This window comes from Rhizobium cauense (genome assembly GCF_019511525.1).
GTDB lineage: Bacteria > Pseudomonadota > Alphaproteobacteria > Rhizobiales > Rhizobiaceae > Rhizobium > Rhizobium cauense.
In genome coordinates this window covers 23918-48975 of the sequence record NZ_JAEUAT010000031.1, presented here as the reverse complement: position 1 = coordinate 48975, position 25058 = coordinate 23918, and the positions used below count along the sequence as shown (strand labels likewise).

Here is a 25058-nt window from a genome sequence, read left to right as displayed (position 1 = left end):
GCAAAAGTGGTGCGATGATCGCCCACTCTTCATCGCTAAGTTCATGACGGCGCATATCAATCTCCTTCCAAGGACATTGAATCATCATCGTGACTAAAGCGAAACCCTTTTATGGGGACGCGACCTAAGCTCCTCAGAGATCTTCAGGATCGCTTCCCGAGCGCCAATCTCGTGGGCGGCGACCAGGACTACGAAAATGTCGTCGCCCGTGTCGTCGGAATGGTAGAAGCTCCTGGCCTGGGTTTGGACCTTCCTCTCGACGTACGCGGAACCGCGTTTCAAAGGCGCGTATGGACCGCCCTGAGGCAAGTGCAGCCAGGCGAAACGGTGAGCTACGAGGAGCTTGCTCGTAGAATTGGGAGCAGGAAGAGAGGAAAAGCGGTCGCCAGCGCCTGCGCAAGCAATCCTCTCGCAGTCGCCATCCCATGCCATCGGGTGACGAGGAACGACGGATCCGCCTTCCGCTATACCTGGGGACTTGAGCGGAAGGCGGAACTGTTGCGCAGGGAAAGCAGCGACAGTAAAACGAAAAAAGTGGTCTCCAACACCTCGTCGACAGAGGATAACGGCTCTTTGACGGAAGATGGCCACTGGAGAACGGTGCCGTCCCGCTGGGCAAATAGCGACCGGCTTCGCTGATCACTTTTGCCGTAAGTGCCGTCGCGTGGCTGGTTTCGAGCGATTTGCTCTGGCCGAGACCGTCTGCCGCCGCACGTATTGTTCAGGCGAAGTCGGTCGACAGCGAGACTGCTCGCCATTCGTTCAGGAGCGTAAGCCTCTCAGGCTAACTCGCTCGTTTTCACCACGTTGATGAACGCTCTGAGCGCGGGCGGGACGAGCCGGTGGCCCGGATAATAGAGGCGCAGACCTTCATATAACGAGGACCAGTCGTCCAACAACGACACCAAGGCGCCGGTCTCGAGATGAGCACGGCACAGTTTCTCCGGAACGTAGGAAACCCCTAAGCCGCGGAGTGCGGCTTGGAGAGCAAGCTCCGATCGATTGACAGTAAATGCGCCCTTAGGCTCGATGGAAATCTTCTTGCGTCCCTTCTCGAATTCCCAACGATAGGGAATACCGGTCGCAGGTCTTGATCGAACACAGTCTAAGACCTCCAATTCTTCCGGAGAGACAGGAAGGTGACGGCCTTTCAAGTAAGCTGGCGATCCAACCACCTTCATGCATGACGGCGCCCCGAACTTCAGAGCGATCATGTCCTTGGGAACATCATCGCTCAACCGAAAGGCTGCATCGAACCCTTCCGCAACGATGTCAACAAAAGCGGAGTTCGCGACTAGCTCAAGCTGTACGTGGGGATACTCGCTGAGAAATGTCGGTATCACGGTCTCCATAAGCAGGGTTGCCACGACATCAGACGCTAAGACGCGCAGTGGGCCCCGCGGGCTGTCCTTGGTATCTGCCGCCTCCACCAATGCCTCATCCAAATCATGGATTAGGGGCGACAGCCGGTTGGCGAGCGCTTCGCCGGCTGACGTGAGCGACACACTTCTTGTGCTTCTGTGGAGAAGGCGCGTCTCAAGACGCCCCTCAAGCCGCCGGATGAAATGGCTGAGTGTCGATGGCGCAATGCCAAGTTCGTCGGCTGCTTTACGAAAGTTGCGATGGCGCGCAGCCGCCAGAAATGCGCCTAGTTCAGCGAAGGTTGGCTTTTCATTCATGGCCAATTAGCTAACAGTCCATCTAACGTTGTCCAATTCTCATTCATGATCTCACTCGCTATTTGAGAGGACGTCAAGAATATGAGGACCTCTGAAATGCATAAAGTCTGGTTCATAACTGGAATTGGCCGTGGGCTGGGGCGCGAACTTGCCGAGCAGCTCCTTGCGGCCGGGCACTTTGTTTTCGGTACTGCCCGCGACCCGTCAGATCTGCAGGAGCTAATTGCAAAACATCCCGATGCCCTTGCAGTTGAGCAGCTGGACCTTGCCGCTGGCGCGCCGAGATTTGCCGCTATCGTTGAAGCCGCCGCTAATCGTTTCGGCGGTATCGATGTCCTCGTCAATAACGCCGGCTACGGTCTCTTTGGTGCGGCCGAGGGCATCGAGGAAAAGCAATTGCGACGGCAACTCGAAGTCAATCTGATCGCCCCCATGCTCCTTACTAAGTACGCGCTCCCGCATATGCGCGCACGCGGGAAGGGCACTATCATTGCGATTTCGAGTTACGGTGGCCAGGCCACACATCCCGGGGCATCCGCTTACCATGCGAGCAAATGGGGGCTCGAAGGCTATTTTGAATCGCTTTCAAAGGAGATCGGCTCATTTGGGCTCCGCGTACTGATCGTAGAGCCTGGTGCGGCGCGAACATCTTTCCGCGGCGCTGCAGCCGAGCATCTATCCAACACGCCTCCGGGATATGAGCAAACTCCCATCGCCTCTCTCGGATCGGTACTGCGAGATCCTGCTCGCAACCCCATAGGCGACCCTAAAAAGATTGCCGCCGCTATCATCGAAGCGACCGACAATCCCACGGACGCTCTACGGCTGGTTCTGGGTAGCGATGCCTATACCAATATCACGACCGCGCTGTCCCAGAGGCTGAACCAAGTCGAGGGTCAACGGCTCTCGGCCGCGTGGACAGATTTCACGTAATCCCATCGGATACGCGAGCTTATGTCGATCTCCGTACTGATGGCGCCACCGCAGACATCTGCGGTGGCGCATCTCTAGTTCCACGTCGTTCCCCTCAGGTTTGTCCGCGTCTCCAGATTTCGTCCAGAGCCAAGGCACTTAATTCCATCACGGCAGCCGCAGCACCGATCATCCACACATTGCCGATTGCGATGATCCCGGCGCCGATCGCGCTGCCGATGGAAAAGCCGAGATACATGGTGGATGTGTTGAGAGAGAGTGCGACGGAGGCGTGGCTCTGTCCTCCGGCAACGATCAGTCGAGCCATCTGCGCGGGAAAGAAGAACCAGACACTGAACCCCCATCCGGCGACGGCGAGAAGTGCCAGCAAAACGGCACCCATGCCCGGAAGTATTGTGGCAACAGCCAAAGCGGCGAAAGACAGGGCGAGTGCAATAAGCGAGAGCTTCGCGACCTTGAGCGACCCGAACCGATCGTTCAGTGCGCCGCCGGTGAAGACGTCGAGCGCTGCGAATACGCCCCATAGCGTCACGGTTGCCGCAATGCCGCTGTCGGCAAACCCAAGCGTCTGCGAGAGGTAGGGGGCGATATAGGGATAGGCCGTATACGCGCCCATCGACCAGAACAGCGTCACCGACAGCAGTTCTAACACGGGTGCCTGACGGATCACGCCAATACGCTCGCCGAGGCTTGCGATAGTCATGTGAGCACCGGCGTCGCGGCCGACACCTGCCAGGATGCCGATAATCGCGGCAGCCCCCATGGCGGCGACCATTAGAAATGTCGAGCGCCAACCAAATGCGTGGCCGATGATCGAGCCAAGCGGTAGGCCAAGTGCGATCGCGATCGTCATACCGCCGCTGACGATAGCAAGCGCGCGTCCGCGTTTTTCTGCGGGTACGATCATTCCGGCGAGCGCATTGGCGTTCGGTGCATAAAGACCGGAGGCGATCGCCATCAGGATGCGGGCACATATCAGCGTGGCGAACCCTGGCGCAAAGGCCGCGACCAGATTGCCGCCCGTGAAGAGCGTCATGGCAAGTAGCAACGTGTCCCGCCGACGCATGCCACCGGTCACGACCGTCGCGATCGGCGAACTGAGTGCTAGTACAAGGGTAAAGACGACAACCAGCATAGCAGTCGCCGAAAGGCTCATGCCGAGATCGGCCGATATGGTCGGGAGCAAGGGGGCGATCATGAAACCCTCGGTGCCGATTGCGAAGGTTCCGAGTGCCAGGAACCAGGCGGGCAGCGTGGATGGCTCGGATCGGTGCACTTCCGGGCCGCTGACAGGTATTGCGGACTTTAGGTCATGTTTCTGCAGCATGGTAACCTCCAGCCGAATACCCGGCCGCCTTCTCGGCAACCGGGCCTCGGCCTGCCGTCTCAGACGGGGATCGGGTTTGCGACCAGAGATTCGTTGAAGGCGTTGAAGAGCGCGTGCTCTCCGCTGCCGGGATTGTCGCGGATCGCTTTGATCTCCTCGACATAGATCTCCTCGGCCTCGGTACCGAGACCCTTCATGGTCTTGTCGATGAAGATGTCGAGCGGCATTGCGCGGGGATCGCCGCTCTTCCTGATCAGATCGGTGTCGACCCAGGGCGGTGCGATTTCCAGTACGCTGACATTGGTGCCGCGCAGCTGGAAACGCTGCGACAAAGCATAGGAATGCAGCGCCGCCTTGGTAGCGGAATAGACTGCGGTGGATGCGAGCGGCAGATAGGCCAGGACCGACGTGTTGTGGATGATCGTCGCTTTCGGCTGAGCCTTAAGGTGATCGATGAGCGCAGAAGTCAGACGGATCGGGCCGAGCAGATTGGTGTCGATGATCCGCTGCGATTGCGCGTCATCGATCCTGCCGGCCGCGTCGTCGAAAGGCATGATGCCGGCATTGTTGACGAGGACGTTGAGCGAGGGATAGTCGCGGACCAGCCGGGCTGCGACGCGCTCGATATCGGCAGGATCGGCGATGTCGAGTTCGACGCCCTCCATGCCCGGATTGGCAGCGGTCACCTCATCGAGTAGCGCCTTCCGGCGGCCGGCAATGATGACCTTGTTGCCAAGGCGATGAAAGGATTCCGCCAAGGCGCGGCCAATGCCGGATGTGCCGCCCGTGATGAAGATCGTATTGTGCTCAAGTTGCATGAACGCTCTCCTTGGATTTGGGTTTCGGTAGAAACCTTGCTTCGATGGGAAGATCATGCCTCATGGCCTCGCTGTCTCAAATGACAACTAAACGTCATTTTAGGACATGAGCCCCGCATGATCGGGATGGACCGGTGTTAGGCGACGCGCTCGACCTTCGGAAAATCAAGCACCGTGCCGACGATGTTGTTGACGCTGTTGGTGAGGATGTTGACGGCTACGTGAGCGATCGTCTCCAGGATTTCCGCATCCGTTAGGCTCTGGCTGCCTCAAGCGCTGCAGCCGCTCCCTGCCCGTGGGTCGCGTTAATTGCCAGAGCGAGCTCGAGAATGGCCTGGATCTTCGGATCGGACGTTCGCCCCATTTGGGCACTGGCCCGGTCCTCGGCGCTGACCCCAGCCGCGGGCGCTCCGCCAGTATGTGCGGCGAGGCAATAATCGCAGCCGTTAGCGGCTGCGATAGCGATAGCGATTTGCTCCTGCGCCGCGGCGGAAAGGACGCCGTCGCGCGGAAATCACTTGCTTCCGGTATAGACGTCGAGGGCTGCCGGGGCATGGGCAAGGACCCGGTAGAGGTTAGGGACTTTCCCCATGGTGGCCTTTGCCGAGGCAAAGACCTCTGCCACATGCGGTGTTACTTCGTTGTCTGAAAGCGTGGAAATTGCTGACATGGTTGATCTCCTTCAAGCGCCGCGATGATGCGCAGCAGGAGAGTGTCAAGCTTGTAACTTCGTGCTATCGGTCGTCCTTGACCACCGGCGTCGACAGGCCGGGTCTACAGAGTGATCGGATCGAGCAATTCGAAGAAACTTCAGGCGGCGACCTCGGCACGATCACCTTCGATCAGCCGCAAGCTGCGGCGAAGGCTTTGGGGCGGCTGGCCGAAAGTGCGCAAGAACGCGCGGCGCATTCGGTCGCGGTCGGCAAAGCCGGTATCCCTTGCAACAATATCGATCGGGTGGCGACCGTCTTCCAGCATGGCCTTCGCTGCCTCCAATCGCAGGCGCTCAACTGCCTTCGCCGGCGATTGCCCGGTTTCGTCACGAAACAGACGGCTGAACTGGCGTGGGCTGAGGCTCGCGGCTTCAGCGAGTTCTTCTACGGTCAGAGGATTGCGAAGGTTCTCCTTGGCATAGACGAGAGCCCGACGAACCCGATCCGAACGGGGCTCAAGTTCCAGCAAGGCAGAAAACTGTGATTGGCCGCCGGGCCGGCGGTGGTAGACGACCATCTTGCGGGCGATAAGGCGCGAAAGTTCCGCACCGTGATCGTCCTCGATCATGGCGAGCGTCAAGTCGATGGCCGCACTCATTCCGGCAGAGGTCCAGATATTATCGTCATGGGCGAATATCCTGTCTTCGTCGACTGCGACTGCCGGATAACGCTCCCTCAACGTCCGGGCATGGGCCCAGTGTGTGGTCGCGGTGCGACCGTCCAGCAAGCCGGCTTCGGCCAAAAGGAAGGCCCCGGTACAGACACCGGCGACGCGACGCGACTGGCGCGCGGCATCGCGGATATAGGCAAGCAGTCTCGCGGAGGCAGGTTTCGGAACGAGTTCTCCGACCACCATCAATGTATCGGGAAAATCGCCGAGCGGTTCGGTCTCGATACGAATGCCGACTGACGAGCGGATTGTGCCACCCTTTTCGGACATGACGGTCAGGCGGTACATCTCCTCGCCAAGTGCGTCATTGGCGAATTCGAAGGCGGTCAGAGCGGCCATACCCATGACCTGGAAGCCATCTTCCATGATGAAACCAACGCGTCGCATGCCAACTTCCGCATTAGGTCCGTAATTGACGGACAAGCTAGACCATAGATTTCTCAGGCGTGGGCTTCGCCACGCTCCGCAACTTTCGCCTCTCGTGGATCAAGACCCCGTGGTTTGCCATAAAGGCTTATGTTGGCATCGCCCCAATATTTAAGCGCAAGCAGGATCGGCTCCATGCTGCGACCAAGTTCCGAAAGGCTGTATTCGACTTTCGGCGGGACCTGCGCATAAACCTTCCGCTCGATCAGGCCGTCGTCCTCAAGCTCACGCAACTGGTTAGTCAGCATGCGCGGCGTGACATTGACGATATGCTTGCGGAGCTCGTTGAACCTCAACGTGCCGGACAGGAGGTGGAAAAGGACCACCGACTTCCATTTTCCATCGATGAGGCCGATGGCCGCCTCGACCGAGCAGCCGGGAGAACAATCGAAACGGGAGTGTCTCGCTTTTGCCATGACAGTATCCTTTTTGATACTACGTGCGTTATTTGTGCGTATTGCGCTGCTACGAATATAGACCATTTTGGATCCATATCAATCAGCAATCCCTCTTTCATCAAAGGAGCAAAACCATGAAAGCAATCGGTTACAAGGCGGCAGGCGCGATTGAACGGGACGACGCCTTGCAGGACATCGAACTTCCCCGTCCGACACCGGCGGGCCGCGACATTCTCGTCGAAGTCGAGGCGATTTCGGTCAATCCGGTCGATACGAAAGTTCGCAAAAACGCTAATCCGGAAGCGGGTCAATGGAAGGTTCTCGGCTGGGATGCCGTCGGCAAGGTGGTCGAAGCCGGGCCTGACGTGGAAGGCTTCAAGGTCGGGGACGAGGTGTTTTACGCTGGCTCCCTGATCCGACCCGGCGCGAACAGCCAGTTTCATCTCGTGGATGAGCGTATCGTTGGGGCTAAGCCAAAGACACTGTCTAACGCCGAAGCTGCAGCTCTGCCGCTGACGGCCATCACCGCCTGGGAAATGCTGTTCGACCGGCTGGATATTCGCAAGCCCGTGCCAGGTGCGGCAAATGCCATCGTTATTATTGGCGGTGCGGGTGGCGTCGGCTCGATCGCAATCCAGCTCGTACGAGCGCTTACCAATGTAACGGTCATCGCCACAGCGTCGCGTCCGGAAACGCAGGAATGGGTGAAGAGCCTCGGTGCTCACCACGTCATCGACCATTCCAAGCCGCTTGCCGAACAGGTTGCCGCGCTCGGTATTGGCGCCCCGGCCTTCGTCTTCTCCACGACCGAGACCCATCGTCACCTGAAGGAAATCATTGAACTCATCGCGCCGCAGGGCCGCTTCGGGTTGATCGACGACCCGGAAAGCCTCGATGTGCTTGGCTTCAAGCGCAAGGCTGTATCGATCCATTGGGAACTGATGTTCACCCGCTCGATCTTCGAGACAGCCGATATGGCCGAACAGGGCAAGCTGCTCGACGAGGTTTCGCGGCTGATCGACGAAGGGAAGATCCGTACAACCGTGACGGAGACGATGTCTCCCATAAACGCCGCGAACTTGAAGAAAGCACATGCCGCGATCGAAAGCGGAAAGACCAAGGGCAAGCTCGTGCTCGAAGGTTTCGAGGCCAAGTGAAGAGGCGAGGGCGGACGATTAGTCGTCTTGCCGCCCCGATCTTCGGGCGAAGGTTACGTTAAAGAGACAGGACAATGGATAAGATTGCGCCGGAGGTTATTCACCTCGTTGCAAGGTTAAAGGCAAAGCCGGAGCAGCGGTCTGCGCTCTTCGATGCATTGAAGGCGATGGTGCCTGATGTGCGAAAGGAGGATGGCTGCCTGCTCTACGATCTCACCGTCGACCGCGACGACCCAAATTCAGCGGTGATGCTGGAAAGCTGGCGAGATGGTTCAGCTCTTGAGGCGCATGCCCAGGCGGCACCGTTCAAATCGCTGGCGGCTCGTTTCGAAGTGCTTCTTGCAGAGCCCTTGCAGCTGCAACGTCTTCAGAAACTTCTTTGAAAGCGGATTATCGCCGCGTTCGGAGCCAATTGAGACAGGAAGGGTAGTATCATGACATCTCTCGCAAATAGCCGCGTTCTCGTTGTCGGCGGAAGCTCGGGAATCGGCTTGGCGGTGGCAGAAGCGGCCACCGCTGCCGGTGCCGCCGTCACGATCGCCTCGCGGTCGCGTTCGAAGCTCGATGAAGCGTTGAAGTCGCTGGGGCCGCAGGCTGGATTGGCGGTTCTCGACACAGCGGACGAAAACACGCGGACTGGCGCCAGGATCGGATCAGATGGGAAGACGTGTCGTCCGGTCTCTTGCTGAGCGGTCCTCCCGGCACCGGAAAGACTATGTTTGCATCGGCGCTCGCCCGATCCTGCGGTGTCAACTTCACGGCGACGTCGTCGGCGCAGTGGCAGAGTAAAGGCCACCTCGGAGATATGCTCAAGGCGATGAGATCATCTTTCCGCCTCGCGGAGTTCGAGGGCCCCACCATCCTTCTTATTGATGAGATCGATTCCATCGGCGACAGAGCCACGTTCACAGGCAGCAACGCCGACTATAACACGGAGGTCGTCAATGCGATGCTTGAACTTCTTGACGGGGCCGAGGGAAGGCGCGGGGTGGTCGTTATCGGAGCGACGAACTATCCGGAGAAGGTCGACGCGGCTCTCAGGAGGCCGGGTCGACTAGACCGACACTACGCTCTCGAGCTTCCGGATCTCGACACCAGAGCACAAATTGTCGGGCTGCATCTGGGCGGCATCAAGATCGAAGACGACGATCTCCTAAGCATCGCGAGAGCAACGGTCGGTCGTTCCGGGGCCGACCTCAAGCAGTATGTTGTCGACGCAATGCGATTTGCCCGACGCCAGCGAAGACCTGTCATGGCAGCAGATATTCTTGCGCGGGTTCCACCCGTCAAGCCGCTTGAAAGCGAGGAACGCCGGACAGCATGCGTTCATGAATCCGGGCACGCTATTGTCGGCCTCGAGTTGGCGGTCGCCGATATCAACCTCGTCGCCGTAGCCAAACAAAAAGTGGCTGGGCAGTCGATGCAAGGTTATGTGCAGTGGAATATTCCATCTCCCTCGTTCCGCAATCGACAGTCCTACCTCGACAAGATCACCATGCTACTTGGTGGAATTGCTGCGGAGAGAACGTTCTTTGGCGAGCACTTTGATGGAGCTGGTGGTTTCGTCGGCTCCGACCTTCAGATCGCGACCGATCTGGCGACACTCATCGTTGCGGCCTTCGGGATGGGTGACACCCTGGCGTACACGCACGCACCCACGCCGGAACTCCTGCAAAGGCTCAGGGAGAACGATCCGGACGTGCGTTACCAAGTTGAACGGGTGCTGTCTGAACAGCTTGCTAGGGCTTGCGAGATTGTTGCTCGCAACCGAACCGGGATCGAGAGGTTGGTGTTGAACCTGGAAGACCGCGAAGTAATGCCGGGAGATGAAGTCCGAACTATCTTGGCTCATGCTACCGGCACTTCCGAAAAGAGGAAGCCTCGACGAGGCAAGCGTGACCCGCGAAGAGCATCGCCGTTGTAACTTGCGCGTGGCCGACCGACATTCGACATGTGGGAGATCAACGCGATGAATGATGAGAAAATAATGGCTGCCCGACAATCGCTGATAGTCGAGCGACGTGTTAGGGCCGGAGTAACTTGGAAGCCCCCAAGTTGGCGGCACGCGGAGCTTCATGCGCGAATCCATCTGAACGGAGATCACCTCATCCACGCAAGGCTGGTTCTGTACGGTGTGATGGCGGTCCCAACCGACTACATTGTCGGCACCGCGATCGATCCGGACGCGCTAGAAGATGAGTTGAATGATCTTATTCCAGAGATGCTTTCGATGTTCGCCGACAGCTCGTACTTCAGTTACGATCATATTCATCTGGGGATGGCCAAAATTCCTGCCGCCGTTATTGCCGAATTGGAAGAGCATTTTGCCATCAGAGATCCGGTTTCGTAGTCTAAGGCTGAAGAGTTCCTAGACCTTCTCAGCGAAACCTGCTGAGTTCCCTATCCAACGCGACCTTGAAGTCTTTGTCCGCGCGGGCAACGGCCCCCTTGGATCTCAGTTTGCAGTCATGGGTGACCAGGGCCATGTCTCCTTTCAAAGCGCGCATGCGTGGATGGTGACGTCTTTGCTTGTGTAGTAATCGGCGTCCCCACGGCCCATCGTTTCGATGGGTAGGAGGTATGGATCTTTGCCCTCGGGCGTGATCTCAAGAACGAAATCAGGTCTGCAGCGCTCGACAAAGCCATTGAAGATTATGGTCATATCCACGAGCGGCTTTACGATATCGAATGCTGGTCCATCCACAGCAGCAGCAGCCTGCGCATCTCGAAGAATGTCCAGCGTACGCTTCTCGTAGCTGCTGTCCATGGGGCAGCAATTTTCGGAATAGGATGGCTGGACGAAGGCGCCGAATGCAGGATAGTCGTCCGTCGTTTCACTGTCTTGAGCATGGCTCACGAGACAGATGTAGCTCCCATGGGCTTCCAGCTCGTCTTCGGCGAAGATCTTCGGCCGCGTTAGTAGGTGTGAGGCAGAATTGTCGTGGAAGGTCAGTGTTTCCTCGACGATGGATTTTGCTACACCACACAGGAACCCATGAGAGGTCGGCCTTCGTGCGGCCAGATAGGGGAGTGGTTTCGTATTCGGTCAACAAATGAAAGCTGCCCCGCACTCGTGGTTTCAGGCAGGACCATTGACGGATAGGAAACGATCACATCGCCAACCGAGATTTCGCGCGATATCGGCAGCGCGCTGGCCTGCTCCCGGATGCGCTCATATTGAGCCGTCCGCTTCGCACGGTCCTCTTTCCAGCGCCACCGATTGATATCCGCCCTCTCCAGGAGAGTGAATAGGAGATGAGCGTGGGTGGAAAATCGACGTCTCCGCTCTGCAGTTCCGCCAGCGTGCTGGAACCGCTCACCTCTCTGCGTAAATCTCCGATAGATTCGATAGGACTCCGGCGGGTCGCGTGGTTCACGAGCCGCCTCGATTATTAGCAAGTCATCCTTGTCTTTCTTGGCGGCCTTCGTCCCGCGGCGCTTCTCAAAGTCGCAGTTCTCGGGGTGGTGGCCGCCTCTTGCAGCTTGCCGCCGAAGTGTCTTTCCATCGACTACGTGTAGCACAGGAGCATCTCCTCTCGGACTTATGCCGTCCGGGCCTGCTTCGGGATCTCCCTGGCAGTCGCATGCTATCCAGAGATCCCGCCGTTGGAGATGTTCGAAGAAGTCGGAAACCTCATCGGCCTCGACATCGTCGACAGGACGCAACCTCAAAACACAGGCTACTATCTGCTCTTGAAATTCCGCTGATATTTCTTCGACCTCATCGAACCGAAAGCTGGCCTTCTTGATGAAACGGAACATGCTTTAAACTGCCTCGCTCACTAGCTGCTCTGGTGAACGACTGTCGATCTCAGGCACCAGCGATGGTGCCGCCACCGCCTTTCTTGGGATGGCCCCGATATCACCGCTTGCTTTGCCTGCTTGATGACCTTTCGAAGCGCGAACTTGCCGTTACAGATGGAGCCCTCATCGAGTATTTTCGCGCCAACGCCAAAGAGCGCACCTCTTGTTGAGATCTTCGAGACCAAGGATTGGGGACATGCTTCGATACTCGTGCGTGGCTGTTCCGAAATCAAGGAGAGAGGATGATGCGGAACTTCGCCTGTGTGGTCTCAGCAGGTAGAGTTGGGTCGTGGCAAGGAGACGGAAAGCGTCGTCTGTGATCGAAGCAACAGAGCCTCCGGGCTGCACAAGAACCATCTCGAACTCGAGTTTCGCCCGGCGCGACTTCTCTTTGAAATATGAGAGGTCCTTTATGCCGCCCTTGAGGAATCGATTGTAGCCCTCGCGTCCCCAAAGTTCGTTGCGCCGCTTTAGATCCTGGTAGAGCGTTGTAAGTCCGGCGTGCTTTGCGGTGATGCTCTTCTGTGCTTGGCCGCAAACGACATAGAAATTGCGAATGTCCAAACTTGCGAATTTTCTGCGAAACCCGTCCCTCATGTGGACCCTTGCAGTGGACGAGGCACAGCCGGATCGTGGTGTCGTCGACGTCCTTGAGGCAAACGAGATCCGCAGCTTCGCCTGAGCCGTCGTCATTGAAGACAACGTCATAATCCCCCCTGAGCTGCTCGAACGTGCGGAACTGGATCGTTTGCTGGTCGCCAACCTTGTGCATCGATTCCTTGTTCAACGCGATACCATCCCAGTTCCAGGATTCGAGCCTCTCACGCTGGAAAAGGACTGCGTCGAGCTTCACCGGTATATGGTAGCAATTGTAGGAGTAGGTGCCGTCCGCATACCCGCCAGCTTTCGGAAGGCCCTTGTTGATGCTTTCAAAAATGCGTTCTCTTTCCCAGCGCAAGCCGAAGGAATCCCACGCGACTTACCTAAAACGATCACACCCACGGACGGTCCCCTCGGAAAAGTGCGACATCTGGGAGGCTATCCGAAGTAGGCGCCGCCGCTGTCATCTGATACCAAGGAGACCACAACCGCATGGCGGGGTTGTAGCTTCCGACAGTTCTCCGGCTGAACCGGGTTATTGTTCTGGCTCGTGACGAGCCTATTCGCACCAAAGGATTCGCCCCTCGCGAACCCAGAAGTGAGACGTGCACCCCGACTTTCGCCAGACTGATGGGCGGAGCGACGGCTCTCTGGCCTTGTTCACGCTGACATCCCAGCGTGGCCGAGCCTCCTTCAGGATTATCAGTTCGATCCTGTCTCCGCATCCGCACGGGCACCGCATGCCGACACTCCGCAGGCTTATCTGACCGCTACCCTTACCGCCATCGTCAAAGGCCACAAACAAGGCCAGGTCATTGAACTGCTTCCTTGGAATTACGGGGTTGCGCGGCTGCACTTCTGACAAATGACCACCCGCCGCCCCAACGTGACGAGCCGAGTCTATTTTGTTATGGTCGGACGAGCTTCTAAGCGATGGTAGCTCGCTGCTGGAGGGCGGAATGGCGCGTTATTTTGGAACGAATATGCAACAACGCCTGCAGGCTCGGGTGGAGTTGGAGGCCGAATTCATCGCGGCTACACCCGGCGCATCAGGCCGGTCGTATGATGGGATGTGATGATCCAGAGAAATTCGGATGGGATCGCATCGGCGAGATTATCGAACGGGACGGCGTTTGCGGGTTCCGGCTCATTAATGCGACCCATATCGAAGAGATCAGGTCTGAACTTTCGAGCCGAGGATGCAGGCTCGATACTTGGGATGTCTTCCTCGCGGACCGCGATACGGCACTCGCAGCTTCCGAGAAATTCGCGCGGCGGTCGCTGCCTTCGGAATATTCTTTATGGCCGACCCCAACTGATCCGGAAAGCGATGAGGTGCAGCGGCTTCAAGCGATGATGGCAGGTGCTGGTCTGGTGCCCTTTTCCGGATCAATGTTGACTGGAGCAATCGGCAGCGCCACAACCGTTGTGATGGGCGACACCGAAGGCAACGTGGCCGCTTGCGCACATGGATATATGCCGCATAACGTCTACAGCCCATATCATAGTTGTGCTTGGGGCGGTCTCGTTGCAGTGTTGGAATCGCATCGTGGCAAGGAACTTGGCAAGCTGATCAACGCCTTGATTATTAGTCGTGTGTTCCGAGACCTCAAAGCTAGTCACATTTACGAACTCGTCTCGGCAAGTAATGTTGCGTCACAAAGAATGGTCGAAGCCTGCGGTTTGCGGCTGGAACCAACGCTCATCTGTGGGATCGCAACGCTCAATCAGAGCGGGCGATTCACAAAATAGGTTACGAAATCAAGGCATCTATCCTGCCCAGGTGTGAGACGGACATCGCTTACGGCGAACTCTTTCGTGCATTGGAACAAAGTCGAGCACATCCCACTGGTTCATCACTATCGGTACAGCGGCGGTGGCTCGCGCGATGTGTCCGACGCGGAAGCAGGTAGTTTTCTTTATACCCGATCCTTCCGGGGCTTACGCCTTGGCGGCGGTCTGTGCAGCCTCGAAGACATCGCGTGCAGACGTAGTCCCCGCTACGTGTTCCTACCCTCGACGCCGAGGTCCATCCATCCCGCATTCACGGCCTCGTACATTTCTTCGGCAGGTCCGCTGTGGCCCTTCGGGATGCCGAATTGCTCCAACGCTTCCGCCCGTCCTGCACGCGGGGTTGCAAAGGCCTTCACGTCGAGATTCAGGACTTTGCCCAATTGCTCGGCGACTTCATCCGCGCTGACCATCGAGCCCATCTCGACGATGCGCCGCCCTGACCATGCTGGCCCGGTCAAAAGGGTTGCGACCTCCGCGCCGATGTCGTTAGTCGCGACCATGGTCGATTTCCGGTTTGTCGGATTGTAGAAGGCCGGTAGCGTTACGCCCTGCGCGACCTGCAAGCCGAAAAAGAAAATTTTCGAAGAATCCGCCTGCACGCACAAATGCGACCGGCGATACCAGGTCGCGAAAACCTTGCTCCAGAAGCGACAAGGCCTCGATGACCCCGTGCCCGCTGGTTTTGTTCGCGCCCATAGACGAAAGTGCCACTTCTCGCGGCGGCGCTGCCTTGGTGAGCGCCTCAACATAGTTTGCAATCACGCCCTCTGGTGACGGCGCCCAGACAGGCGGCAACATGACGAACGCGCCTTCGACGCCTTTGAGGGACAGCGAGGATGAGAGCACAAAGCAGCCCTCAAGTTGCATTGGACCTTGGTGGCACTTGCTACCGAATTGCGCAGTTTTTCGTGAAGGGCGCTTGTCGCGCCTGTGCTGTCAGGGCGAGGAACGCCCCGATCCTGAGAACCGCGGGTCATCCCCGTGCGACGATCGCAGCTCTGCTTGAGGATCGGGCGAAGCTTCAGGAACAGCTGGAGATCGCGAAAGCCTGCATGAGAAAGGGTTTCACACGAGGCTGGCGCCCAGGTCGCGAGTTCGAATAGGCAAGGTGGCGGGAAGCGAACGCGTCGGAAACCTCTCCGTCGCGCTCGAGTGAGAGATCATATTCTGCCTTCAAGTTATCTGGGTGGTCAGTCGACAAGTTACAGGGCTACTTAGATATGATTGCCAGAACGCGGCAATTCCACTGACGTGGGAGCCCGTTCCGAAACATCATTCAGCGTACCGGATCGCTGCCAGCCGCTACCCGCGAAAGGGCTCTCAGAGTGTTGAGCAGTCGCGTTTGTCGGCTAGCGGCCTCGCATATGGGAAGCGGCTTACTTTCCTCAACCCGAGAATTGAGGGTGTTTTGGCTGCGTCAATCCGGCAATCTTGGCTCCATCCTTCGACCTTTAGGCGGAGATACTCAGACACCTTCGTAGACGAGTTCGGTAAACAGGCCGGGAGTAATAACGAACTGGCCCCACTTCTTGTCGAACTTCGCGGTCGGCTTTGCAGCAACGACCTCGCCGACCGACATCCCTTGGTTCTTCAGCTTCGATACGGTTTCCCGAACAGCGACGAGCATGTCGTGGAACGCCTTGAGTTCGGCCTTATTGCTCACGGGGTTGCCATGCCCCGGGATAACAATTGTCTTATCGTCAGCGATTTCCAGGCTCTTCTTGCAGGCGGCGATCTTCCCGTCGATGCTTCCGCCCGTCGAGTAGTCGATAAAGGGATAGATCCCGTTCCAGTAAGTGTCACCAGTGTGCAGGATATTCTGATCAACGAAGTGGACGCCGACGTCGCTGTCGGTGTGAGCTGCCTCGTAGCAGACCAAGTGAAGCTTGCAGCCCTGCAGCACGACCTCGTTGTCAGAAGAAAAAACCTTGGTGGGAATTGCACCCGCCGGGGAAGGGGGGAACGTAAAATCCCAGTCTGCCACCCTCTGGGTTTCCATCAACCGCTTTTTGGTATTCTCGTGTGCCATGATGGTGGCGCCCTGAGCATGTACCCACTCGTTTCCATCGGCATGGTCGAAGTGCCAGTGGGTGTTGATGAGGTCAGTTACTGGTTGCGAACCTAGCGAGTTGAGCGCCTGTACGATCTTCGGACGCGTTGCGGTAATTCCGGCGTCGATCATTACTTTCCCGTCTTTGCCAACGAAAACTGCGATGTTGCCACCAGAGCCTTCGAGAATGTAGACGCCACCACGCAGCTTGTGCGTGGCAATATCGGCCTTGGCGGCCGCACCTCGAATCATTCCGACAAGCTGATGTGCTTCCGCGTAAGCTTCGCGTGGAGAGAGCCAGCCGCCAGCCAGGCCGATCGACGCGACACCGATGCAGCAAAGGCAGAAGCCGCGGCGAGAAAGTTTTGGTGCAATCGTATTTTTCATGAAGACCTCCAACGATGGTTTACTCGCGACCGGGTTCATCTCTGGCGCGCGTCTAGGACTTCTTAGCAATTACCGTCGCTATGTTATTGTAACATCCGGTGCACACTGATCGGGGCAAAAGCTAGTTCGCGTTATTGTAAGTGCCAACTTGGTACTGGTGCGGATGCGACGCGTCCCGGTTACTTCGTACGCGAACCTCAGCAAACGGCGTCGCCAATCAGGGCTTGATGGAAACGCGATCCATGTCGCGGCGATCAAGATCAAGCGTCAAACCGATTGTATCTGGCAACCCGAAAGAATATCGCGGTCCTTCAGGCAGGACCTAAAGGAGGCCATAGTAGTCAATAGCTTCCGCGAGCTCGGCTTGCTCGTAGCCAAAGTGCGATAGGATAGCCTCGTAGAGAACCTCGAACGTTTCCCGTGTCCTTGCAAAATTCTCTGGACCGGGGTCGGCGTGTAAAACGACAACGTTCATCGCCAGCGTTTTCAGTAGCTGATGAACGGCAGCATGTTCTTCCGACAGACGCGCGATGACACGTTTCAATCCCTCGCCACCTTTCTCAGCGATCGTGGGAAAGATTTCGTTGTCCTCCGATGTATGGTGAAAATCGAGGAACTGGCACTCCCGACCGCAGAGATTTCCAAACCTACGATAGTTTTCCAGCAGCTCCAACGAGGTCACCTGCTGGGCGAGGGAACCTGTTGAGTCTTCACCGCTCTGGACGCGGTCCATCATGCTTTTTGTCTCCTCGAGCGCAGCGATGTGCATCTCGTGGATCATCGCCAGCTTTCCTCCTGCCAAACGATGTACGTCTGTCGCTCCGCGAACGGGCGGGGCTTTGGGCCGCTGACCTTTGTCAAAGAGATCGAAAACATTCATTGGGGTGTACCGCCCAGGCGAAATTGAACAAAGAATTTCTTCCTAGTGAAGAGTTGGTCGAGCGGATTCGTGATTGCGGAATGCTAGACCGGATAGTGTCGTACCCCCACTCTCGATGTCGAATGAGGTGCCAAAGGATCTTAGCTCTCATTCCGAGCCGCCTCTGTCTAGCCGGAAGGCCGAAGGCGTTAGTGCCGCAGGAAAATCCTGATAGCAAACTGGCCGCAGAAAACGGTAGATTGCCAGAGTTCCCACAGAGGTCGATCTGCCGTCAGAGGTTGCGGGGAAGGGACCGCCGTGAACCATCGCAGGAGAGACCTCCACCCCAGTCGCGAAATTGTTTACTAGAATTCGCCCTGCCAGCAACTCGAGTGAAGGTAGAAGTCCCTGTGCCAACTCAGTGTCAGCCTCGTTCATTTGGAGAGCTACGGTCAGTTGACCCTCGAGTGAAGCGAGGACTTGTTCGAGTTCCGCTTGGTGAGCACACCTGACTACAAGGCTCGCTGCCCCAAAGATCTCTTCCTGCAGCTCCGGATCCTCCAGCACCGCAGACCCGGTCGTCGAGAAAAGGACAGCCTGGCCCTCTAACGTGGTCCCAGCGAATCCGCGTCCAGCGACAGTAACGGTCGATTTGGCTTCCATCTTGGCGGTCTGGCCTTTGAAGGCGTCACAGATGCCCGCTGTCAACATTGTCTGGGCTGCAGCCTCCGCGATATACGATGCGGCTGCGGACACGAACTTATCGACGCCGCGTCCCTCGACGATGAGAATCAATCCGGGGTTTGTGCAGAATTGGCCAGCCCCAAGTGTCAGCGACCCGATGAAATCCTTTGCTATTTCGTCCCCACGACTTTCGAGAGCGGACGGAAAGATAATGACCGGATTGATGCTGCTCATTTCGGCGTAGACAGGGATCGGCTGTTTTCGTTTTGAGGCGATACCCGCCAACGCCAGGCCTCCGCGCCGGGAGCCAGTGAAGCCAACAGCGCGAATTCGGTCGTCCGCGACGAGGGCTTGTCCCACTTCGAGCCCGGCGTCGAATAGCAAACTGAAGACACCCGGAGCGAAGCCGGAGTCGGCGACGGCTCTCTGAATCGCCCTTCCGACAAGTTCCGACGTCCCTGGGTGTGCTGAATGCGCTTTAACGATGACCGGGCAGCCTGCAGCAAGAGCGGACGCGGTGTCTCCTCCTGCCACCGAGAACGCTAGCGGAAAGTTCGAAGATCCGAACACAGCGACAGGCCCCAGAGCGATGTTGCGTAGCTTGAGGTCCGGCTTGGGAAAGGGGATCCTACTTGGGTCAGCGGGATCGAGACGCAACTCCTGGAAGCGGCCTTCGCGAACTTCGCTAGCGAAAAGCCGCAACTGACCGACTGTTCGCGCACGCTCGCCCTCGATCCGGCTCTTGGGAAGCCCGGTCTCGGCGCTTGCCCTGTCCACAAGCTCGTCGCCGAGGGCCAGAATGTTCAAGGCGATGCGCTCCAAGAAGAGCGCGCGTTCATGTAGGGGCGTTTCGCGATACGCCTGAAAGGCTTCCCAGGACAAAGCCACCGCCCTTTCGACATCGTCAGGGGTCGCGCCATGAAAGGCTGCTCCGAGCCTGTTGCCTGTCGTTTGCTCGACTGCGAAAAAGGCTTTGCCTTTCCCGATGAAGCTCGCCTCCCCAATCAGAAGTTCGCCTTTAACAGCCATCGTTTTCTCCATCATTTGACTGCGCTCCGGGTCATCCCTCGAGCGGCGTCCGCCGGGACATTCTGTACTTCCTAGCTCCCGCACGCTGGCCGCCCATGTTACCTTGGGCGGCCCTCCTGGCAGAAATGATGTTTGAAGTCTGCCAGACCATTCCAATGTGCCGCGGTAACTGCTTCCCGTCAGATTCGGTTCAGAGCAAGCACGAGTGCCAGTACACCCATGCTGAAGCAATACAGGCTGACGATGATGTGGAAGCTGGGCAAGGCCCTGACCCGGGCAACAGCGTTAATGCGTCGTTGATACGGTGAATATGACCTCATGGTTTGACTTCCTTCGAGTTCCCTGAATTGCCGCGCGACGGTCCCTTTCGGGTTTCGTTTGGCGAACGATCGCGTTCGGTATGGCTTTCGCCCCGTGGGATAGTGCCTGTGACAATCCTGTCGGCCTTTGTGTCTGGCACGGCGTCGACCTTGGGAAAAATCAGGTCCGGGAACCACGTGGCCGAGGCGGTCCTGATCGGCACGGTCAGCACGATCGCTGCCAAAAGAGCAGGAGTAAGGTAGCGTCGGCTCTGCTGGCTTTTTTTGTACATGCGTGGTTCCTCACTTTGATTACCAATGGGATCGGGGTCGTCATTGAGGCTAGGATATGGAACCGTCCGGAGGTGCGATATTCTATATAAGTCTCGTCCGGTAACTCCTTGGTATTATGAACATCATCTCGATCGCATCGCGTCGACGAGTGCCAAATCGCAAGGTCTCTCTCGCTCGGATGGATTTCTAGCTTCTGCCAAAGACGAACGAGCGACGGAAACCGCATTGAGGCGCGAAACGGCCGCGCCCTCATGACATTGGAAAGGGCGCTAGACTAACCCTATACCCGTGTCGCCGGGTATCGTCTCAATGTCTAGCACCCGACATTTGGTCGTTGTTCAATCCTGTCCAAGCAGCCGAGGCTCGAAGAGCGAACTCCGAGAGACATTGGCGCTCGACTTCGCTACAGCGAGGACGACTAGATCTGCCAGGGGTTCAATCGCTACGACCAACATGTACGCGAGCCCGAAAGTCCCGATGGACGCGAGGTTATCTGCGCCCATCCCGTGGCCGTACAGTGCCCAGAATGCTACCCATGTGACGATTCCCGCCTGATAAGCAACAGATAGGGTCAGCGCCTGACGGTAAGAGAGGTCGACATACCTCATTCCGGGCGCAATCGCTTGCGTAGCAACAAGCCGGAGAGCGAAGAGTGGTACGAGAAGCGTGGTTACATTCATGCCGTATTGCGGCAGATCATACGGCGCGAAGAACATTCCTTGGGCGAGAAGACCAAGTGCGAGTCCGATCGCCGCGGGTGCCATGCCAAAAAGCAGAAACAGGGTGGATCCGAGGATGAGATGTACCTCTGACACGCCGACGGGGTAGTGTGGCAATACCTCGAAGAAGCAGAAAACCAACGCAGTCGTGACAATGCTTCTTGCGACGAGAGACAGAACACCGCGCCTGCTGATTTCTTCCCCTGCCAGCTTGAGTGTAAATAGACCGGATGCTCCAGCTGTTGCGTAGCTGAGTACGATCTTGGAACCGTCTACTATTCCTGGTTCGATATGCATGGCTTTCTCCAAAGCGGTTGGTGCTTGTTGTGGGAATGATGGAATTCACGGTCTGCCGCAGGGATGTGCCTGCGATACTCAGGCGCTTCAATCGAGGACCAAATGCTGATGGCGCTCGATCGGTAGTTCGTCACCTAACCCGTGACGGGCGTATCGGCGGCGAATGCTATCTTGTTGATGGCCATAGCGATGAACATTCCGACGATCTGTGCCAGAATGAAAGCAGCGGCAGTCATTGGAGAAAGGCCCGCAAGGCCTGGCGCGAAGATCGCTGCAAGGGTGACCGCCGGGTTTGCATATGAGGTAGAGGGGGTGGCGATAATAGCCGCCACCAACCAAGCACCCACGGCGAACGGTCCAGTGTCCCATTTCGTGCTGCGAGCGCAACCCAGTACGATTGTCATCAATCCGGCTGCGGCTACGATTTCACTTAGGAGGTCCCCAATCGAGGGAGCAGCGATCAAGTCAGTGCGGAGCAAACAGCCGAACATCGCAGCAGCAAGCAGAGCGCCGAGAGTGCCGCCGATCGTCTGCCCGACGATATAAGCAACCGTACAGGCGATCCCGCGCTCACCGTTGAGCCATTGGGCAAGGGTGATCAGCGGGTTGAAATGGCCACCGGACACTTTCCCGAGGGCAACTATTAGGCCGACGAGTGCTCCTGCTATCGAGACTGCGACGAGCAGAGACGCAGCCAGTGACTCGGCTGGCACGTGCTTGGATGCAGCTATACCAGATCCCACCATCGCAACGACAAGGAAGGCCGTACCCACCGCCTCGACAAACGCGCGCCTGAAGACTGGCAATTGAGGGTTGTGCTCGAAGAAACTGGGAACCAAGCCCTGTTCGCCTGATCTAGCTATGTTGCGCACTTGGGACATCGGAAAACCTTCTTTCGACCTCCAACATCTTTGTCGCCAGTTCTTCAGGCGTCAAAATGCCCTTTTGGAAGAGGATATTGGCAAAGGCGACGATCCAGCGTTCGTAATACGACAGCTTTCCGATCATCTCAGCTCCGAGAGCCTCTACGCCCCGTCGTTTCTCTTCAGTGTTGACGATCTTATGGAAGTCGAGCACGTCGGCCAATGCGTGGCATCGCTTTTCCCAAGGCAGCAGCTCGTGCTCGACGCGTTCGATCTTACCGGCTTCGTCGCCACCGATGTCGTTTGGAAGTTTTCTTACCAGAGTTTCGGAACCCATCACGCTGCCTCTCTTTTGTAATCGACTTGGATGACGCCAATCATGGCATCACGGGTAACCAACTCGGCCAGTTGCGCTTCGGTGAGATGTTCGGTTCCGGCGGGTCGCATCGGCAAGACCAGGTAGCGGACGATTGCCGTGGAATCGCTGACGCGGATCTCGACATCGTCAGGTATCGACGTGCCGAACTCCTCCAAAACGACGCGTGGCTCGTAGACAGCGCGGGCGCGATAGGGCTTGAGTTTGTACCAGTCGGGCGGAAGACCGAGAACCGGGCGCGGATAACATGAGCAGAGCGTACAAACGATCAGATTGTGTACGTCAGGAGTGTTTTCTAGGACGATCAATTGAGTGTCGTCATAGAAGGTGATGCCCAGTTCCTCACATCCGGTGCGCCCATTTGCGAGAAGACGAGATTTGAACTGGGAATCCGTCCAAGCCCTTGCGACGACTTTTGCCCCAAGAGCGGGTGTGCGCGAGTCAAGTACTTCGATTTGACGACGGATTTCGTCGGCTCCGAAAAGCTTCCGCTCGATTAGCAGCTCCCGAACCGAAGTCTCCATAAGATCGAAATAATCCGGCTTTTCGTCGGCAGTAATGGGTGTATGATTATGATCATGGTGGTGGTCATGATCGTGGTCGTGCTGATCAGACATCGGAAAGTTTCTCCAGCCAGTTTTCGAAGATCTCAATTCGAAGGCCGTCGTTCGGCGAACCGACGTAATCCGGCCAAATCTCGGTCATCGGGATGGCGACGCGGTAATAATGGCCCTTGGAGCCCGCATTGCGGCCGTATCCCTCTTCCTCGTTGTCGACGGCCATTTCAGGCATAATGGCCTCGATCTTTCCGTGCTTGCCACGGAGATAGGTAGGCATCCTGTAGTGCCCGATGGGCGAACGGGTTGCGATCGCAACGTCGTCACCCTCGTGGAAAATTGGGACCTCACCCTGAGCCGGGACTATGCCGGCGATTTTTTCGATTGCAGCTTTCAACCGATCCTCCATCGAACGTGTTGAGGTGGTCTACGGCAGCACCTAGCGAGTTTATTGTAAAATTCGGTGCTTGCGGACGGCTGCCTCGCGCCTATCACGCAGCTCGCTTCATGAGGCTTGAGAGTTTCAGCGATGAGGCTTGTGGAGGGTTGAATCGTCCAATACCGGAGGAGAGCCGCATGACCAGATCTGCCCCGAAAGGAGAACTGGCGATGATCAAAACACCCGTTAAAGCTTCGGAAGATCTGCGGGATGGAGCCGAAACGCTTCCAGAGTTCGAAGATTTGGGCCTCGAAAAACAAACATTCCTCCACTCGAATTCCGAAGAATTTGTTGAAGAGGCCCTGATGGAGTCCTTCCCGGCAAGTGACCCGCCCGCATCCGGACGAATGGAGTGAGTTCTGCTGCTTGTTCATTCGGCGATCAACTGGCTATGAACCCACCATCTCCAGCCGCCCACTGAAACTGCGATTCTATCGATCTCCATCCCGCGTCGAAGGATCGAGCATACTAATCCTGTCTGTTCGGCGACCCCAGTTGCCGCCGTCAAAGAGCTTCAAAAGGTAGATCATGTCTGACACACTCACTAAACGCTCACTCCGCATCGCAGTGGCTGGCGCTACAGGCCAGATCGGTTCTGCGTTACTCTCGAAGCTCGTCAAAGAAGACGTAGAAATCGTTGCGCTGTCACGTGATCCCTCAACGGACCGACTGCCCCACGGTATCGCACCGATGGTTGTCGACTTCGAAAAACCATCCACTCTATCGACAGCTGTCGAAGGAGCCGATCAACTCTTTGTCGCGCACGGAACGAGTGCACGACAGGTAGAGAACGAGATCGCCGTGATTGATGCGGCGGTGGCTGCCGGAGTCGCGCACATTGTGAAGGTCTCGGTCATGGGGCCGCCTGTAAGACTTCATCCCTTTGACTGGCACGCAAAGATCGAGGCCCATCTCGCCACACGCGATGTTGGGTACACGCTACTTCGCCCGTCGACCTTCGTTGATATATTGAAGCGCAGAGCGGCTTTTGTGGCTCAAGGGACGTGGGGCGGCGCCGCGGGCGAGGGGCGGGTCAACCTCATCGACACCCGGGACGTCGCGGACGTCGCGCTCGCAGTACTTCTCAATCAAGAAAATCTTCAGGCGCAGCGGGCCTATCATCTTACTGGTCCAGCATCAGTCAGCATGCCTGAAGTCGCCGCCGAACTATCCCGTCTGCTCGGCGCACAGATTTCATACGACCATCGCACGCCTGAGGAGCACCGCAAAGTGCTGTTGGAAGCAGGGCTGAGCGAGATGATCGCTGACCTTCAGCTTGGGCTTGATCGCCTATTCAAGCTATCAGTCCAGGCGGAAACGACATCCACGGTTTTTGAACTCACCGGTCAACCACCCCGGTCAGCTTTCGCCTGGCTGAAAGAGAACCTTGCTGCGTTCCAGCCTGTCAAATAGTCGTCTTTCCCTTCGGCCCTGGGGGGCTGGTTCGCCCCCAAAGTTTGGCTTTGGAAGAATGGTCTCGCGGACACCGACCGGGGGGCAGGGACCGCATCGAACTATAAGCAGCTGACCAAAAGCGGTTTTACTGAAGCGGCAGTCCGAGGCTCGACCGTGGAGGGCGCTTGTAGCGCCTGTGCTGTCGAGGCGAGGAACGCCCCGATCCTGGCTCAGGAAGCCGAGACGGCGACGGGAAACCGGGCCATGGCATTTGGCGGAGGGGGACGTTCCGGATGCCACCTCAGTCGCAACGCCCAGAGCTTGGTGTTGCGCCGGAATCGAAAGCTTTCGAAAATGCAATTGGCACCGGCGGCTTCAACTGTTTGTGACGAACAGCCGATAGATCGCCGGTGGCAAGACTAACACGCGACTTGGTGCCGTCGTCGCTGCTGGCCGTGGTAGTGACAAGGGGCGGGCCGCCCCCATGCGAG

Annotated in this window: 29 protein-coding genes and 4 pseudogenes; 12 read left to right on the top strand and 21 right to left on the bottom strand. The window is 57.4% G+C overall.

Annotated elements, in window-relative coordinates:
* Window positions 1-126: 126 nt before the first annotated feature.
* A pseudogene (locus JNB88_RS31905) lies at window positions 127-513 on the top strand (methylated-DNA--[protein]-cysteine S-methyltransferase); the annotation flags it as partial.
* A 266-nt stretch (window positions 514-779) separates the two neighbouring features.
* Here the strand turns inward: JNB88_RS31905 and JNB88_RS31900 are convergent.
* Both JNB88_RS31900 and JNB88_RS34475 read right to left on the bottom strand, forming a co-directional pair.
* Window positions 780-1430 (bottom strand): LysR substrate-binding domain-containing protein, encoded by a 651-nt coding sequence (locus JNB88_RS31900; RefSeq protein WP_338111069.1) that lies wholly within the window; start codon window positions 1428-1430, stop codon window positions 780-782.
* A gap of 63 nt (window positions 1431-1493) precedes the next feature.
* Window positions 1494-1679: pseudogene (locus JNB88_RS34475) on the bottom strand (helix-turn-helix domain-containing protein); the annotation flags it as partial.
* Between the two features lie 96 nt (window positions 1680-1775).
* Between JNB88_RS34475 and JNB88_RS31895 the strand changes: the two are divergent.
* Window positions 1776-2612, top strand: coding sequence for an SDR family oxidoreductase (locus JNB88_RS31895; RefSeq protein ID WP_220358966.1), 837 nt, complete (start codon window positions 1776-1778; stop codon window positions 2610-2612).
* Window positions 2613-2706: 94 nt separating this feature from the next.
* On the opposite strand, the gene JNB88_RS31890 is transcribed toward JNB88_RS31895, so the two are convergent.
* From JNB88_RS31890 to JNB88_RS31870, 6 genes are all read right to left on the bottom strand, one after another.
* The gene (locus JNB88_RS31890; RefSeq protein WP_220358965.1) at window positions 2707-3939 is read right to left on the bottom strand and encodes an MFS transporter; all 1233 of its coding nucleotides are present in this window, start codon (window positions 3937-3939) and stop codon (window positions 2707-2709) included.
* A gap of 59 nt (window positions 3940-3998) precedes the next feature.
* Window positions 3999-4757 (bottom strand): SDR family oxidoreductase, encoded by a 759-nt coding sequence (locus tag JNB88_RS31885; protein WP_220358964.1) that lies wholly within the window; start codon window positions 4755-4757, stop codon window positions 3999-4001.
* A 253-nt stretch (window positions 4758-5010) separates the two neighbouring features.
* Window positions 5011-5217: a carboxymuconolactone decarboxylase family protein gene (locus JNB88_RS34030; protein WP_338111068.1), complete on the bottom strand. Its 207-nt coding sequence runs from the start codon at window positions 5215-5217 to the stop codon at window positions 5011-5013.
* A gap of 54 nt (window positions 5218-5271) precedes the next feature.
* Window positions 5272-5427: a carboxymuconolactone decarboxylase family protein gene (locus JNB88_RS34025; protein ID WP_223217420.1), complete on the bottom strand. Its 156-nt coding sequence runs from the start codon at window positions 5425-5427 to the stop codon at window positions 5272-5274.
* A gap of 140 nt (window positions 5428-5567) precedes the next feature.
* Window positions 5568-6527, bottom strand: a complete 960-nt coding sequence (locus JNB88_RS31875) for a GlxA family transcriptional regulator (RefSeq protein ID WP_220358963.1) — start codon at window positions 6525-6527, stop codon at window positions 5568-5570.
* Window positions 6528-6580: 53 nt separating this feature from the next.
* Window positions 6581-6982, bottom strand: coding sequence for a winged helix-turn-helix transcriptional regulator (locus JNB88_RS31870; RefSeq protein ID WP_113408870.1), 402 nt, complete (start codon window positions 6980-6982; stop codon window positions 6581-6583).
* Window positions 6983-7098: 116 nt separating this feature from the next.
* Here JNB88_RS31870 and JNB88_RS31865 point away from each other — a divergent pair, with 116 nt between their 5' ends.
* The 5 genes and pseudogenes from JNB88_RS31865 to JNB88_RS31845 all read left to right on the top strand — a co-directional run bounded on the left by JNB88_RS31865 (window position 7099) and on the right by JNB88_RS31845 (window position 10471).
* Entirely contained in the window at window positions 7099-8121 is a 1023-nt protein-coding gene (locus tag JNB88_RS31865) for a zinc-binding alcohol dehydrogenase family protein (RefSeq protein WP_220358962.1), read from the top strand.
* Window positions 8122-8195: 74 nt separating this feature from the next.
* Complete coding sequence (locus JNB88_RS31860; protein WP_220358961.1) at window positions 8196-8504, top strand: putative quinol monooxygenase; 309 nt, start codon at window positions 8196-8198, stop codon at window positions 8502-8504.
* 51 nt (window positions 8505-8555) lie between these two features.
* Window positions 8556-8744 (top strand): annotated as a pseudogene (locus JNB88_RS31855) (SDR family NAD(P)-dependent oxidoreductase); the annotation flags it as partial.
* 92 nt (window positions 8745-8836) lie between these two features.
* Window positions 8837-10045 (top strand): AAA family ATPase, encoded by a 1209-nt coding sequence (locus tag JNB88_RS31850; RefSeq protein ID WP_220358960.1) that lies wholly within the window; start codon window positions 8837-8839, stop codon window positions 10043-10045.
* 45 nt (window positions 10046-10090) lie between these two features.
* Window positions 10091-10471 carry a hypothetical protein gene (locus tag JNB88_RS31845; protein ID WP_220358959.1) on the top strand — a complete coding sequence of 127 codons (381 nt, stop codon included), beginning with the start codon at window positions 10091-10093 and terminating at the stop codon, window positions 10469-10471.
* 144 nt (window positions 10472-10615) lie between these two features.
* On the opposite strand, the gene JNB88_RS31840 is transcribed toward JNB88_RS31845, so the two are convergent.
* A complete protein-coding gene (locus JNB88_RS31840; RefSeq protein WP_220358958.1) occupies window positions 10616-10978 on the bottom strand; it encodes a hypothetical protein in 363 nt (120 codons plus the stop codon).
* Window positions 10979-12481: 1503 nt separating this feature from the next.
* Here JNB88_RS31840 and JNB88_RS34265 point away from each other — a divergent pair.
* The gene (locus JNB88_RS34265) at window positions 12482-12607 is read left to right on the top strand and encodes a hypothetical protein (RefSeq protein ID WP_262928105.1); all 126 of its coding nucleotides are present in this window, start codon (window positions 12482-12484) and stop codon (window positions 12605-12607) included.
* 477 nt (window positions 12608-13084) lie between these two features.
* Here the strand turns inward: JNB88_RS34265 and JNB88_RS31835 are convergent, their stop codons facing one another.
* Entirely contained in the window at window positions 13085-13267 is a 183-nt protein-coding gene (locus tag JNB88_RS31835) for a ubiquitination-like system serine protease family protein (protein WP_220358957.1), read from the bottom strand.
* On the opposite strand from JNB88_RS31835, the pseudogene JNB88_RS31830 reads away from it, so the two are divergent.
* Both JNB88_RS31830 and JNB88_RS31825 read left to right on the top strand, forming a co-directional pair.
* Window positions 13265-13387: pseudogene (locus JNB88_RS31830) on the top strand (transposase domain-containing protein); the annotation flags it as partial. The gene JNB88_RS31835 and the pseudogene JNB88_RS31830 sit on opposite strands and share 3 nt — an antisense overlap.
* Before the next feature lie 200 nt (window positions 13388-13587).
* Window positions 13588-14277: a GNAT family N-acetyltransferase gene (locus JNB88_RS31825; RefSeq protein ID WP_220358956.1), complete on the top strand. Its 690-nt coding sequence runs from the start codon at window positions 13588-13590 to the stop codon at window positions 14275-14277.
* A 248-nt stretch (window positions 14278-14525) separates the two neighbouring features.
* Here JNB88_RS31825 and JNB88_RS34020 read toward each other — a convergent pair whose 3' ends face one another.
* From JNB88_RS34020 to JNB88_RS31775, 11 genes are all read right to left on the bottom strand, one after another.
* On the bottom strand, window positions 14526-14819 hold the full coding sequence (locus JNB88_RS34020) for a Rossmann-fold NAD(P)-binding domain-containing protein (protein ID WP_223217419.1): 294 nt from the start codon (window positions 14817-14819) through the stop codon (window positions 14526-14528).
* Entirely contained in the window at window positions 14806-15186 is a 381-nt protein-coding gene (locus JNB88_RS34015; protein ID WP_223217418.1) for a Rossmann-fold NAD(P)-binding domain-containing protein, read from the bottom strand. Before JNB88_RS34015 ends, JNB88_RS34020 begins: the two co-directional genes overlap by 14 nt.
* 598 nt (window positions 15187-15784) lie before the next feature.
* Window positions 15785-16756 carry an MBL fold metallo-hydrolase gene (locus JNB88_RS31815; RefSeq protein WP_220358955.1) on the bottom strand — a complete coding sequence of 324 codons (972 nt, stop codon included), beginning with the start codon at window positions 16754-16756 and terminating at the stop codon, window positions 15785-15787.
* A gap of 322 nt (window positions 16757-17078) precedes the next feature.
* Entirely contained in the window at window positions 17079-17537 is a 459-nt protein-coding gene (locus tag JNB88_RS31810) for a hemerythrin domain-containing protein (RefSeq protein WP_220358954.1), read from the bottom strand.
* Window positions 17538-17783: 246 nt separating this feature from the next.
* Window positions 17784-19328, bottom strand: a complete 1545-nt coding sequence (locus tag JNB88_RS31805; protein ID WP_220358953.1) for an aldehyde dehydrogenase (NADP(+)) — start codon at window positions 19326-19328, stop codon at window positions 17784-17786.
* 316 nt (window positions 19329-19644) lie between these two features.
* Window positions 19645-19920, bottom strand: a complete 276-nt coding sequence (locus JNB88_RS31800; protein WP_220358952.1) for a hypothetical protein — start codon at window positions 19918-19920, stop codon at window positions 19645-19647.
* Window positions 19921-20259: 339 nt separating this feature from the next.
* The gene (locus tag JNB88_RS31795) at window positions 20260-20937 is read right to left on the bottom strand and encodes an energy-coupling factor ABC transporter permease (protein ID WP_220358951.1); all 678 of its coding nucleotides are present in this window, start codon (window positions 20935-20937) and stop codon (window positions 20260-20262) included.
* A 134-nt stretch (window positions 20938-21071) separates the two neighbouring features.
* Complete coding sequence (locus JNB88_RS31790; RefSeq protein ID WP_220358950.1) at window positions 21072-21818, bottom strand: aquaporin; 747 nt, start codon at window positions 21816-21818, stop codon at window positions 21072-21074.
* On the bottom strand, window positions 21793-22137 hold the full coding sequence (locus tag JNB88_RS31785; RefSeq protein ID WP_220358972.1) for an SH3-like domain-containing protein: 345 nt from the start codon (window positions 22135-22137) through the stop codon (window positions 21793-21795). Before JNB88_RS31785 ends, JNB88_RS31790 begins: the two co-directional genes overlap by 26 nt.
* The gene (locus tag JNB88_RS31780) at window positions 22137-22793 is read right to left on the bottom strand and encodes a nitrile hydratase subunit alpha (RefSeq protein WP_220358949.1); all 657 of its coding nucleotides are present in this window, start codon (window positions 22791-22793) and stop codon (window positions 22137-22139) included. The genes JNB88_RS31785 and JNB88_RS31780 overlap by 1 nt, the downstream gene beginning before the upstream one ends.
* Entirely contained in the window at window positions 22786-23130 is a 345-nt protein-coding gene (locus JNB88_RS31775) for an SH3-like domain-containing protein (RefSeq protein ID WP_223217417.1), read from the bottom strand. Before JNB88_RS31775 ends, JNB88_RS31780 begins: the two co-directional genes overlap by 8 nt.
* Before the next feature lie 179 nt (window positions 23131-23309).
* On the opposite strand from JNB88_RS31775, the gene JNB88_RS31770 reads away from it, so the two are divergent.
* On the top strand, window positions 23310-23528 hold the full coding sequence (locus JNB88_RS31770; RefSeq protein WP_223217416.1) for a hypothetical protein: 219 nt from the start codon (window positions 23310-23312) through the stop codon (window positions 23526-23528).
* 172 nt (window positions 23529-23700) lie between these two features.
* A complete protein-coding gene (locus JNB88_RS31765; protein WP_220358947.1) occupies window positions 23701-24585 on the top strand; it encodes an NAD(P)H-binding protein in 885 nt (294 codons plus the stop codon).
* Window positions 24586-25058 lie beyond the last annotated feature (473 nt).

What these genes read in the sequence shown, in the direction of transcription:
- JNB88_RS34015 (WP_223217418.1), bottom strand. Translation starts at nt 15,186, where the DNA reads ATGCAACTTGAGGGCTGCTTTGTGCTCTCATCCTCGCTGTCCCTCAAA.
- JNB88_RS31835 (WP_220358957.1), bottom strand. Translation starts at nt 13,267, where the DNA reads ATGCGGTGCCCGTGCGGATGCGGAGACAGGATCGAACTGATAATCCTG.
- JNB88_RS31805 (WP_220358953.1), bottom strand. Translation starts at nt 19,328, where the DNA reads ATGGCTGTTAAAGGCGAACTTCTGATTGGGGAGGCGAGCTTCATCGGG.
- JNB88_RS31860 (WP_220358961.1), top strand. Translation starts at nt 8,196, where the DNA reads ATGGATAAGATTGCGCCGGAGGTTATTCACCTCGTTGCAAGGTTAAAG.
- JNB88_RS31845 (WP_220358959.1), top strand. Translation starts at nt 10,091, where the DNA reads ATGAATGATGAGAAAATAATGGCTGCCCGACAATCGCTGATAGTCGAG.
- JNB88_RS31765 (WP_220358947.1), top strand. Translation starts at nt 23,701, where the DNA reads ATGTCTGACACACTCACTAAACGCTCACTCCGCATCGCAGTGGCTGGC.
- JNB88_RS31890 (WP_220358965.1), bottom strand. Translation starts at nt 3,939, where the DNA reads ATGCTGCAGAAACATGACCTAAAGTCCGCAATACCTGTCAGCGGCCCG.
- JNB88_RS31815 (WP_220358955.1), bottom strand. Translation starts at nt 16,756, where the DNA reads ATGAAAAATACGATTGCACCAAAACTTTCTCGCCGCGGCTTCTGCCTT.
- JNB88_RS34025 (WP_223217420.1), bottom strand. Translation starts at nt 5,427, where the DNA reads ATGTCAGCAATTTCCACGCTTTCAGACAACGAAGTAACACCGCATGTG.
- JNB88_RS34020 (WP_223217419.1), bottom strand. Translation starts at nt 14,819, where the DNA reads ATGGTCGCGACTAACGACATCGGCGCGGAGGTCGCAACCCTTTTGACC.
- JNB88_RS31810 (WP_220358954.1), bottom strand. Translation starts at nt 17,537, where the DNA reads ATGATCCACGAGATGCACATCGCTGCGCTCGAGGAGACAAAAAGCATG.
- JNB88_RS34265 (WP_262928105.1), top strand. Translation starts at nt 12,482, where the DNA reads ATGTCCAAACTTGCGAATTTTCTGCGAAACCCGTCCCTCATGTGGACC.
- JNB88_RS31825 (WP_220358956.1), top strand. Translation starts at nt 13,588, where the DNA reads ATGATGGGATGTGATGATCCAGAGAAATTCGGATGGGATCGCATCGGC.
- JNB88_RS31885 (WP_220358964.1), bottom strand. Translation starts at nt 4,757, where the DNA reads ATGCAACTTGAGCACAATACGATCTTCATCACGGGCGGCACATCCGGC.
- JNB88_RS31865 (WP_220358962.1), top strand. Translation starts at nt 7,099, where the DNA reads ATGAAAGCAATCGGTTACAAGGCGGCAGGCGCGATTGAACGGGACGAC.
- JNB88_RS31780 (WP_220358949.1), bottom strand. Translation starts at nt 22,793, where the DNA reads ATGTCTGATCAGCACGACCACGATCATGACCACCACCATGATCATAAT.
- JNB88_RS31895 (WP_220358966.1), top strand. Translation starts at nt 1,776, where the DNA reads ATGCATAAAGTCTGGTTCATAACTGGAATTGGCCGTGGGCTGGGGCGC.
- JNB88_RS31800 (WP_220358952.1), bottom strand. Translation starts at nt 19,920, where the DNA reads ATGTACAAAAAAAGCCAGCAGAGCCGACGCTACCTTACTCCTGCTCTT.
- JNB88_RS31850 (WP_220358960.1), top strand. Translation starts at nt 8,837, where the DNA reads ATGTTTGCATCGGCGCTCGCCCGATCCTGCGGTGTCAACTTCACGGCG.
- JNB88_RS31870 (WP_113408870.1), bottom strand. Translation starts at nt 6,982, where the DNA reads ATGGCAAAAGCGAGACACTCCCGTTTCGATTGTTCTCCCGGCTGCTCG.
- JNB88_RS31770 (WP_223217416.1), top strand. Translation starts at nt 23,310, where the DNA reads ATGACCAGATCTGCCCCGAAAGGAGAACTGGCGATGATCAAAACACCC.
- JNB88_RS31875 (WP_220358963.1), bottom strand. Translation starts at nt 6,527, where the DNA reads ATGCGACGCGTTGGTTTCATCATGGAAGATGGCTTCCAGGTCATGGGT.
- JNB88_RS31795 (WP_220358951.1), bottom strand. Translation starts at nt 20,937, where the DNA reads ATGCATATCGAACCAGGAATAGTAGACGGTTCCAAGATCGTACTCAGC.
- JNB88_RS31790 (WP_220358950.1), bottom strand. Translation starts at nt 21,818, where the DNA reads ATGTCCCAAGTGCGCAACATAGCTAGATCAGGCGAACAGGGCTTGGTT.
- JNB88_RS31785 (WP_220358972.1), bottom strand. Translation starts at nt 22,137, where the DNA reads ATGGGTTCCGAAACTCTGGTAAGAAAACTTCCAAACGACATCGGTGGC.